We start from the raw sequence: 10,226 nt of genomic DNA, 5'->3' as shown, positions 1-10,226 counted from the left end.
TCCAAAAAGAGGGAAGCCTTCAGTTTCGTGAGTATCATATAAATTGCGTCTAAAAACAAAGAGGTATGCAATTGTGATTATTAGGTTTCCTGTCAACCAAGGAATACTGAAAACAGTTGTGTTATTTATTGAAATTGGATAGGCAGGTCTATCGTTAGTTGTCAACCACCAAATAGCGTTAACACCAATTGTCAAAACCCAAAATGGCATACTTTGAAACATTAACCAACCATTAAAATATTTAATAGCAAAAGGGTTAGTTGCTCCTTCTACTCGCCAATTTGGAAGAGTTAAATGAATATGTCCATAGTCAAGTCCAAGCATTGTCCTAAGTGTTACAACTTTTCTTCCGTTAATTGTTATTTGTTTTTGCAAGTCCACAAAATAGCGAAGCAACAATGCTCCAAACAAAAAAATGATAGTCGAAAAGAATAATGCGTTTTCCTTAATGAAGTTGAAGGTCTGATTAGATTCTTTATCCTGATTAAAGAATAATGGAATTAAAATAGTCACAACAGCTAATAGTATATTAGTAACTTGTCCATAAACTTTAGTCTGTCCGTTTGCTATTTTTTGAGCTTCTTCAAACTCCAATAAAACAACGTCACGATATTCATGTTTAAAAGTATATGTCGGATAATATTGTTCTGCTTTACTGTCCAATTTGTCGTGTCATTTATTATTACCGCCAACGTTTTGGCGCTTGGCGCAGTGGCGGATTTTGGAGCACAAAACTGTCAATACACCACAAAAGTTGATGCGAGGTAGAATGTTCAATTAACCACGTCACCCGCCATTGAGCCAAACGCCTGTTGCACTTGTTTTAGTCTGCAAGTCCTGCATACTTGGCTATATTTTCAAAGTTCTTTCTAACTTTCTTTAGTTTGTCAATTAATTCTTTGGTGTCAGGGTTTTTGAGTAATTGCTCTTCTAAATACTTGATTTCTATTTGGTCAATTGCAATACTCAGCCTTGTCAATAAGTTAGGCATTGCTAAGCAAACATATTCAAAATGTGTCCTTTTACAATCATTCATTAAGACTGAGTTTACTTCAGTCAAATGCTCAAGATATTCTTGTGTTTCTGTTATTAATGAAAGAATGTCTTTTTTAGTGTCAATAGGAACCGCTAATTCGAGAAAGGTATGTTCAGAATGTAACTGATCTACCTGCGTCCAAAAATTCTCAATTTCCTTTTCAAAATTAGATAAGACTTCTTTTGGATAGTCGTATGAATGCTCTTTGAATTTTGATTCGTGATTCGTTTTTATCTCTTTTAGCTTTTCAACAGTATATAAGTCAATGTTGTCTGCTACTTTATGGTGTCGATAGCACAGAAATAAAAGATTGTCAATTGAGTTAATTTCTTCGTCTGTCCTATCTGGATTATATCGTTGTCCTTTAGGAGAAACTGCTTCAATATGGCAGAGTTGAGCAACAAATAAATTATTGTTGTCAAATATTGGATGCAAACAGTCTGAAAAGGCACATTGGTTTCCACTTCTGGCTAATAGAAGTTTTAAATTGTCAAGTGGTATTCTTCTACTGTATTTTTTCATTTGCTATATTGTCCTTACAATAAGTGCTAACGTGCTGCAGCTACCCGAAGGTGGCGATTTCTAAGCGATTCCCTGTCAGTTAAGCACAAACTTTGATAGAAGTACAAAGCTTGATTTAACCACTGAACCGCCACTTTTGGGTAGGTGCTGTTATGCGGTCGTACTTTTTATGCCCATTTTCTTATTGCTTCTACAATGCTATCAGTATTCCACCGAACAATTTCATTTGCCCTTGAAGAAACTACAGTTGATACTCTTTCTGCTCCACGAGGCACCACACCAATAATTGGTTTTCCTAGTTCCAATGCTTTGTCCAACTCCCACGCCATCCATTCGCTATGAGATGCGTAAATTCCTGCTATACCAAGAACGACATCAGAGTTCGATATTTTCTGTTTTAGTCGCTGTCTTATGTAATATGCGTTATCAGAATTTATTGGAACATCAGGTGTCGCTTCTTCAAATTGAACGTTAAAGTAGCCTCTATTCTCTAATAATCTTTTCAGATTGTTTAAGTCATCAATATAAGCCCAAGAGTGACTTATGAAAATAGTGTATGTTTTAGCCATAATTTATGATTTTAAAAGGTTTTTTAGATGATTAAGGGATTTTTGGTATGTCTCCATTTGCCATTCCTCAGGATTTAGTTCAATAAACTTTTGTTCCAACTCTCTATGTCTTTCAATTTCTCCAATACCATAGTAACAATTTGACAGAGTTGCATAAATCCACATTAAATCACTTCTAATCTCGAAGTCTTCGTCTTCTTCAAAAAGATTGATGATTTTGATAATTTCTTTTCGAGTTTCTTTAGCTGAAAAATTCAAGAATACTCTTTCTTCAGGGTCTTCAATTAATTCGGCTTTAAGATTAAGGCATAAGGCATAATTTTCACCTGTATAATAATCTTGATTAATTGTAAAGCCTCTTTTGTAATAATCTATTGCTCTGTCAAGGTATTCTAATTCGTCTTGATTGTTTTCCCAAAGCCTCTTATAAATTGCCCCCGTAATTCCTAAGGTTTCAGGGTCAATAGTATTCCTGTCATCAGGTTCAAGTTGCTTTATTATTCCTAAGGCATCAACTAAAGCCACATTGGGACTAACTGTTTTGTCCTTGTATGTACAAAGTGCAAGTTGTTGAATAAAGTAGGTGTCATTTTCTACTTTATCAACGAGTTTTTTCCAAAGTTTTTTGGCTTCGGTAAAGTTACTATTTGCCATTTCAATTTTGGCTTTCTCTGAAATCGCAAAAATGCTTTTTTCTTTTTCTGCTAAATCTTTTATAACCTGAATATACTCTTCTTCAGGCAGGGTGTAAGGTGTTACACCTCGAATATGATGAAATAATGGACTATCAGTTTCTTGACTTCTGTCAACCTCCTTTATTAAATCGGATAATGCTCTAATGCACCTTTCAGCCTCTTTACTCCCAATATCCTCTCCCATATGAGTATATGTAAAAGTTTTATTATGATTAATATCAAAGGGTATATTGCCATCCTTTTCTTTCATTACAATGGTTGAAAACGGGCGAGCTGCGTGTCTAATTCCAAGTTCATAAATTGCATTAGGATTAAATGTTGTTATATCCGCAATTACAAGGTCAGAGTGTATTAATAAAGCATACATACTTTTGTCAATTATGCCTGATTCCAATACCTCGTCTCCTCTAATACATTTGAAACCTGCGTTTTCAACCGCTGGCTTAATAATGGTGTTATATGTAACATCCAAGTCAAAAGTTTTACCTAAAGTCGGGTCTGTTTTCTTTCCATAACCCATTATAACAAAACAAATCTTTTCCATTTTTTATTATTCAGTTATTAAATTCTCCGTTGTCTTTTAGTATGCCGCATAACTTATTTATTTATGCACTTTTGGTACACTTATTCATTGATTTTGGGTGAATAAATGCACCTTTTTATCTTTTTATTCCAAATCCTCGAAAGCCGAATTTCAGTATTTCTGATTCATCTGAGTTAGATCGATCAAAAAACTATCCCTTTCGCTCCACTCAAAGAAAAGCATTTCAAACTAAAAAATCTATACCCTAAACAGGGTATTTTTTGACATTTTGGGACAGGAATTGTGAAAATTTAGAAGGAGTGCGAGTATCCATAAACAGGGCTTTGCAAGCGTATTGATAACTGGCAGGAATGAAAAACAGAACAATATGATTTCGAATTAAAAAAGGAAGATGAGGCTGTCTCAAAAGTGCAATTTGTCTCATGGAGCGCCCCGACAATTGTACGGGATTGAAATGTATGCCAAATGGCCTTCGACTCCCTGTCAGCGACAGGCATGCGCTCAGGCTGACACTAGAGTTATTTATGAGACATACTCATATCTCAATCTCCTTTGTTCATTGACAGACTTATTTTTCAAGAATATTCGCTTTCTTTCCAGAAAGAAGATGAATACGGCTAAGAATTAACCCAAAGGATCAGAATTCCGAAGCTTCGGTCATCGGTCTACCCATAGGTTAAGCAGAGAAAATATGGTAAGTTGCACGACTGCGAATAATCAGTTTTTTTCAATCCAACTTGATCAATTTACCTATCAAAACTTTTTGATCAATACTGAAAACCATAATCGTATAAGTGCCTGAAGGCAGTAGGCTTACATCTAAGCTAATTTCACTCAAATTAGCGCTTACTAGAATAATTTGCTGACTTACATTTTTTCCTGAAAGATCGAAAATAGAAACAGTCTTGGAGTCTAGCTCCCATTCACCTTCTGCCATCAATTTTACATGGTTCTTAGCTGGATTGGGATAAACTTTCAGGTTTTGCACTAACAACTTCCCTAAAGGCAAGCCTGCTATCGTCATGACAACTTCTTTCAACATCGCTGTGCAACCTGCCTCATTGGTAACCTGAACTTTATAAGTACCCATCGCAGTAACTTTCAGCTCTCTTTGGGTAGCGCCAGCAATTTTTTCCCCATCCTTAAACCATTGATAGGAAGCCATTCCCTCCGGAGCTCTCAGGATATCTCCATCCACTTTAATCTCACCACCAGGATTTTCTTTTAGGCTCACCTCTAAAGGCAAACTTTCCGATAGACAAGCACCGATATATCGAATTACTGCTTGATACTTCCCTCCTTCTTTGATTTCAAGCTTTTTACCTTTCTCGCCGACTATTTCCTGACCGTTTCTAAACCACTTTACCACCTCAAAATCCTGTGTACTTTCAATCTCCAAAACACCAGTTGCTCCTGCACAAAGTGCTTGATTTCCCACCACCTTTGGTCTAGCGGTTTCTACTCCCACTACCTTCACCTGAGTGGTAGCTTCTTTGATATTGCCGGAAGGATCTTTTGCAGTTACTTTCACTGGAATGGTTTTCCCAATATCCTCGCAACCAAACTCCGATCTACTTAAGGTCAAAGAACTGATGGAGCATATATCTCTAGCTTCAATGACTAAATCAGATGCTTGCAATACCCCTTTTCCTGTTTCCAGTTTAATCTCCAATTGGAATGATTCCTTGACTGTTAAAACCGGAGCTAGCGTATCTTTGACAAGAACGATGATCGTATACTCAGCAACTAGATCATTTCCTGATTTGATCTCCAATTTGACTTCATTCGTCCCTATGTTTTCACAGGTGAACCGATTTTTTGAAAAAATGTAAGTGTATTTTTCAAGTTCAGCATTCCAATTATCAAATAGGGATTTAGGGCCTAGCTCTGCAATTCCATTGGGATTTAAAATCAGGATGATTTCTTTTTTAATCCCTGCAAATGGATCATCGCCCTGAGTTAGACTTGTTTTCTTACTGAAAACAGGGCATCCATTAGGCAAGGGTTTTACTTTGGCGAAATACTGACCTGGCTTAGATACTTCTATACTTTTTCCAAATTGATTTGCTATCACCTCCTCATTGTAGTACCACCCCAAGACCTCGTAATCAAATTCATTGCCCAAAGTCACCAACTTTTGCTGGCCAAAAGGAATTTGAGTTCCTGAAGCAGGACTAATAGACAATTCCTTAGACTGGAAAGATTGAAGTTCGAATTCCACCTCAATAAAAGACTGATTCCCTGATGAGTCAATGCCGAAAATTTTCACCACATGCTTCTTTCCAATATCCTCACAGGTAAAGTTCTGCTTGCTTAATTCGTATCTGATCTCACCACAATTATCGAAAGCCGAGGCTAGGAAGTCTTCTGGTTTTAATTCCAGTTTGCCCAAAATCAAATCCAATTTTTGGGTCGGTGTTTTACCAACCAATTTTGGCGGAATTTTATCCAGCATGGTGACAAGCACCACTTTGGTCCAGGTATTTCCTTTATCATCCTTTACTTGGATTTCCACCTCGCTCCCAGCCAAATCGGCACAGGAAAAGTTGATATCTCTAGAAAAGGTAATTGTCCAATTAGCTTGAATGGTGTTGTTGAAATAGTCCTGGGCTTTGGTATTTGCAATTCCGTTCTCATTTAACTCAACAGTAATTTTCTCCTTGAATTGAGGAGCAATCACTTCGCTGGTTTGGGAAAGTTCAACCATCACTCTAAAAGAATCCCCATAGACTCTTCGCTCTACCTTTTCAAGGTCATAATTGCTATTCAGCACAGGAAATGCATAAACAGGATCAAAGTCAATCTGGGCGAATGTCTTTCCTCCGTCTTGGATCTTTTTCAGATTGACTTCCAAATGTCCGTAGTGTTTCCCCCCATCTTTTAAAAGAGGAGTAGATCCGGAAGTGTCCCATTGCTCGGGTTCATTCTGATCAGCTGTCCATTTTTTATAAGGATTATAATTGAGTAGCTCTAGCGGATTTCTGAGCCAGTTTCGCTTTTCTCCCCGCATTCCATCACCCGCAACTCCTACATCATAGTACAAGACACCTTTTCCATCCCCGTCCAAATCTACCAGGCTTCTCTCAAATAGCTCATCATGTCCAGCCAAAACGGCTATTACTCCATTGGCTTCAAAAAGTGGATGCAATACTCTTAGGGGAGTTCCTCCCTGACCGGTAGCCAATTCATGATTCATAGGAACACCATGCTCACCCGAACTAAAAGGAATATGATGAAATTGCACAAAAATCAACTGGCCGGCTTCTTTTGCGCTTTTCAGATTTGCCTCTAACCAAGCATACTGATCCGAACCCGGACCAAAACCACTCAAATCCGTTCCTCCTGCTGCTGCATATTGTGCAGCTGTAAAGTTTTCTTGGGTATCTGTTCCATCCACAGTATATTCCTGGTTTTTCAGTCTGGAATTCTCAGGAAAATCACTGCGGCTTTGATCAGGTGTACCATTGGAGGAATCTAGCGTTAAAATTGTTATGGGACCATAATCAACTCTGTAATAGCTCTGTCTATGCTTTTGTAAGGGATCAGATGAAGGTGTTTCAAAATAGGCATGAAAGCGTTTTCTTCCCACCACTGGAGCAAACTGACCATTTTCATTATTCCCATATCCCCCACTGATTCCACCAAAATTTTCCCAATTACCCAAAGCCGGAATGATGGGATATTTACTCAAACCCTGATCAAAATCCCCTGCATTATGTCTCCAAAATTCATCCCAAGCTGGCTGGTATCCTCCTCCCTGAACCAAGTCACCCGGCATCACAATGAAGTTTGGGTTTCTGGAATTGATGATTTTCAGATTTTGGGCATAGCCTTCTTTTTCAGTTAAGGCATAGTTAAGGATGGGTATTCCCTGTTCTACAGTTACTCCAAACTTATCCTTCCATTTACTGGAATTTGCGGAAGGTCTATAACTCAAGTCTCTTGGAAACCACGCTCTTCTATTGACTCTACCCAGTGGCTCTGTTTCGCTATCGGATAATGCTATAAATCGAATATTTTCCCAATTACTTTTATCTGGCGCTGTGGTAAAATTTGACTCAAATACGGCTCCGTTACGAATAACTTGGTAACGATAGGTATGATTTGTCTTGAGGTTGGTTAGCTGAACTCTAAACCTAAATACCTGAGCCTGATAAAGCCAACTTCCCTTATCCAAGCCATCGATACTTTGGTTTAATTCTTGGCTGGTGTAAAAAATTTCCGGTACCTCTTCCCCGTTGATTGTTTGACTCAAAATCAGGGTTCCCTGATTATCAAAAACCTTGAATTCAGAGGCCGTATTGGAACTGGTAAACCAGGATATCTGAACTTTTCCATCCTGGAAAACCTGCAAGTAGGGTTTTACACGGAATGTAGGTTCTGCAACTCTGACAAAAGAGCCTGAAAAGATTAAGAAAGCCAGGAAAAATAAAAATCTAAGCGGTTTCATAGCGCAGAATTTAATTAAAAACCCACTCAGAATCTCTCCTATTTAACCCTCGATTTAAGTATCAATGATTGAACAGGGTTTAAGGGATCATTGCTGAAAATGTAAATATTCCTTTGATCTATTCCTTTTCGTCCTTTAGGATCAAAGGTAATTTGTAATTCAACGGTCTCCCCGGGATTAATCTGAGTTTTTGGTAAACTTAAAGTTAAGCAATTACAATTACCCTGTACCTTTCTTATTTCCAAAATTTCTTTTCCCTTGTTTGTGAGGCTCACTGTTTTGTTCAAAATTTCATTAGCAGGAATTTCTTTCAGATCAATTTCCACAGGGCTAATGGATAAATTAGCTACACTGCCTAGCTCCTCTCTGGAGAATGGAGGGAAGTATTCGAATATATTGGCAATAATTTCCAAGCTGATTTCCTCTCCATCTCTGAAGGAAAACTGAAATTGATCTTCAAAAAAACCTAAATCATTTTTCTTGTCACCATAATAGGCCAGTTTCAAAATACCCCTTTCATTGGACCTCACAGAATCATATTCCATAGAAAGCTGAATATGCTCCGGGCCTTTATACTGAAACTGTTTGCTATTCAGCGTTTTTTTGGAAAAGTTATAAAACTCAATCTCTTTGATTTTTGGCTCGTTTGTAAAAACATCCCCCATATTGACTTTATCGAGTCTAAAGCCTACTCCTTGTTGTTTTTTGGGATATTCAAGTTCGGGATTCTGAGGATACGGGATAGCTGTTCCCTCAATAAAAAGTGTGTCCGAAGTTCCGGCAAGATTGCCTTTTACTACAATCATTCTGGAGAAAAAGCCTGCTGCAGAACTGGGATCCAAAGAAACAATCACAGAACCCTTTTCCCCTACTTTCAAACTATCCTGAGTAAAGTCGACGGTGGTACATCCACAATCGGTATATACTTTTTCAATTACAAAAATCGAATCCTGGGTATGAGTGAATTTAAACTCTGCAGTCACAGGACCTTGCTCTTCCAGAATAGTACCCAAATCAATTTTATTGATCTCCCAAATTAATTTAGGTGTCTGAGCCTTACCAATTTGTGACCCAAAAATGAAAATCAGGCAGCTGAAAAGGGTTTTTATATTCGTATTCATACCAACAAATAACGTATAAATCCAACCGAATTGTAGGCTGTTTTACTTATTTTGCGCCAAAATTAGACCAATGGCAAGAGTACTGACAGGAATACAAAGTAGTGGAAGACCCCATTTGGGAAATATTCTTGGGGCAATCGTTCCTGCAATCCAACTAGCGAAGGAAAACCAGGAAGAATCATACATTTTTATTGCAGATTTTCATTCTTTAACCAGTTCCAAGGACAGCGAGCTCCGCAAGCAGAATACTTTGGCAGTGGCCGCCGCTTGGTTAGCTTTTGGCCTGGATATTTCAAAGACAGTTTTCTACAGACAATCAAGAAGGCCTGAAGTGGCAGAACTCACTTGGTACTTGAACTGCTTTACTCCTTTCCCTATGCTTGCCAATGCACATAGCTTCAAGGATAAATCGGAGCGATTGGCTGATGTAAATGCCGGTCTCTTTACCTATCCTGTTTTGATGGCAGCGGATATATTATTGTATTCTGCCGATTTGGTGCCCGTTGGGAAAGATCAAATGCAGCATCTTGAGATGACCCGAGATATTGCTTCTACATTCAACAGGATTATTGGAGAAGATCTTTTGACCATTCCTGAGGCAAGAATTTCAGAATCAGTAAAAACTATCCCTGGAACGGATGGACAGAAAATGTCCAAATCTTACAATAACTACATCGACATTTTCCTTCCTGAAAAGCAGTTGAAAAAGGTGGTCAATACGATTGTCACTGACAGTACCCCTTTGGAAGAGCCTAAGGATCCCGATACCTGTAATGTATACAAGTTATATAGCCTTATAGCTTCAGAAACCCAGACTCAAGAAATGAGAGCAAAATATCAGGGGGGAAACTATGGCTACGGACATGCCAAAAAGGAATTTTTTGAATTGATCCTGACCAAGTATGCTGAGGAAAGAAAGGCCTTTGACTTTTACATGTCAAACCCTAAAGAAATTGAAGAAAAGCTGGCAGCTGGCGAAGAAAAGGCCAGGCAGGTAGGGGAAAAGTTACTCAACCAAGTGAGGGAAAAATTAGGGTTTAGATAAAAAATAAGAGGCTGTCTCATTAATAGCTCTAATGTCAGCCTGAGTCCTAAACATTCTTCGGACAAACAAAAAAATGATATGACAGGATCATCCAAAAAAGATTCGTCAATTATTCTTTTGCAACAGAAAACCATTCCTTTTAGAAAAAACTTTATAGTGAGGGCGCGGTGGGCTGACGCAGCAGCGGGCCAGCGTCCGGCCTCGTGCGCCTGCCTGCCAACGGCCATAGCCGTCAGGTTAAGGT

7 protein-coding genes are annotated in these 10,226 nt (G+C 38.3%); 1 reads left to right on the top strand and 6 read right to left on the bottom strand.

Annotation, left to right across the window (positions count from 1 at the left end; translation table 11 throughout):
• The 6 genes from B2906_RS07955 to B2906_RS07930 all read right to left on the bottom strand — a co-directional run.
• Window positions 1-663 (bottom strand): hypothetical protein (locus B2906_RS07955; protein ID WP_286937276.1); only part of this gene is annotated, 663 nt, incomplete at its 3' end.
• 160 nt (window positions 664-823) lie between these two features.
• Complete coding sequence (locus B2906_RS07950; RefSeq protein ID WP_286937274.1) at window positions 824-1,558, bottom strand: hypothetical protein; 735 nt, start codon at window positions 1,556-1,558, stop codon at window positions 824-826.
• Between the two features lie 167 nt (window positions 1,559-1,725).
• Window positions 1,726-2,127, bottom strand: a complete 402-nt coding sequence (locus B2906_RS07945; protein WP_286937272.1) for a TIR domain-containing protein — start codon at window positions 2,125-2,127, stop codon at window positions 1,726-1,728.
• Between the two features lie 3 nt (window positions 2,128-2,130).
• Entirely contained in the window at window positions 2,131-3,366 is a 1,236-nt protein-coding gene (locus tag B2906_RS07940; protein WP_286937270.1) for a TRAFs-binding domain-containing protein, read from the bottom strand.
• Between the two features lie 727 nt (window positions 3,367-4,093).
• Window positions 4,094-7,816: a T9SS type A sorting domain-containing protein gene (locus B2906_RS07935; RefSeq protein ID WP_286937267.1), complete on the bottom strand. Its 3,723-nt coding sequence runs from the start codon at window positions 7,814-7,816 to the stop codon at window positions 4,094-4,096.
• 38 nt (window positions 7,817-7,854) lie between these two features.
• On the bottom strand, window positions 7,855-8,937 hold the full coding sequence (locus B2906_RS07930; protein WP_219958725.1) for a DUF1573 domain-containing protein: 1,083 nt from the start codon (window positions 8,935-8,937) through the stop codon (window positions 7,855-7,857).
• Window positions 8,938-9,007: 70 nt separating this feature from the next.
• Here B2906_RS07930 and trpS point away from each other — a divergent pair, with 70 nt between their 5' ends.
• Window positions 9,008-9,982: a tryptophan--tRNA ligase gene (trpS, locus tag B2906_RS07925; protein ID WP_091654022.1), complete on the top strand. Its 975-nt coding sequence runs from the start codon at window positions 9,008-9,010 to the stop codon at window positions 9,980-9,982.
• Window positions 9,983-10,226: the final 244 nt, after the last annotated feature.

The sequence above is a fragment of the Algoriphagus sp. UBA3586 genome (genome assembly GCF_002376385.1).
Classification (GTDB): domain Bacteria; phylum Bacteroidota; class Bacteroidia; order Cytophagales; family Cyclobacteriaceae; genus Algoriphagus; species Algoriphagus ornithinivorans.
Note: the sequence above shows the minus strand (reverse complement) of the source record. Positions and strands in the feature narration are given on the sequence as shown.

What these genes read in the sequence shown, in the direction of transcription:
- B2906_RS07950 (WP_286937274.1), bottom strand. Translation starts at nt 1,558, where the DNA reads ATGAAAAAATACAGTAGAAGAATACCACTTGACAATTTAAAACTTCTA.
- B2906_RS07945 (WP_286937272.1), bottom strand. Translation starts at nt 2,127, where the DNA reads ATGGCTAAAACATACACTATTTTCATAAGTCACTCTTGGGCTTATATT.
- B2906_RS07940 (WP_286937270.1), bottom strand. Translation starts at nt 3,366, where the DNA reads ATGGAAAAGATTTGTTTTGTTATAATGGGTTATGGAAAGAAAACAGAC.
- B2906_RS07935 (WP_286937267.1), bottom strand. Translation starts at nt 7,816, where the DNA reads ATGAAACCGCTTAGATTTTTATTTTTCCTGGCTTTCTTAATCTTTTCA.
- B2906_RS07930 (WP_219958725.1), bottom strand. Translation starts at nt 8,937, where the DNA reads ATGAATACGAATATAAAAACCCTTTTCAGCTGCCTGATTTTCATTTTT.
- trpS (WP_091654022.1), top strand. Translation starts at nt 9,008, where the DNA reads ATGGCAAGAGTACTGACAGGAATACAAAGTAGTGGAAGACCCCATTTG.